The 485-nt window shown below is 60.2% G+C and carries 1 pseudogene; it reads left to right on the top strand.

From position 1 onward, the window contains the following. A pseudogene (locus tag KO536_RS24070) lies at nt 1–485 on the top strand (urocanate hydratase); the annotation flags it as partial.

Here is a 485-nt window from a genome sequence, read left to right as displayed (position 1 = left end):
ATCGAATGCCAGCAAAGCCGTATCGATTTCCGCCTGGCCACTCGCTATGTCGACGAGCAAGCCGTGGACCTGGATGACGCGCTGGCCCGTATCGCCAAATACACCGCTGAAGGCAAAGCGATCTCCATCGCGCTTTGTGGGAACGCCGCTGAATTGCTGCCAGAAATGGTTCGTCGTGGCGTACGCCCGGACATGGTCACCGACCAGACCAGCGCCCACGACCCCCTGAACGGCTATCTGCCAAAAGGCTGGACCTGGGAGCAGTACCGCGACCGCGCCGTGACCGATCCGGCAGCCGTGGTCAAAGCCGCCAAAGCCTCGATGGGCGAGCACGTTGAAGCCATGCTGGCCTTCCAGAAAGCGGGCGTGCCGACCTTCGACTACGGCAACAACATTCGTCAGATGGCCAAAGAAGTGGGCGTAGAAAACGCCTTCGACTTCCCTGGTTTTGTACCGGCTTATATCCGCCCATTGTTCTGCCGTGG

The sequence above is a fragment of the Pseudomonas sp. NKUCC02_KPG genome (assembly GCF_019345465.1).
In the GTDB taxonomy this organism is placed as follows: Bacteria; Pseudomonadota; Gammaproteobacteria; order Pseudomonadales; family Pseudomonadaceae; genus Aquipseudomonas.
Note: the sequence above shows the minus strand (reverse complement) of the source record. Positions and strands in the feature narration are given on the sequence as shown.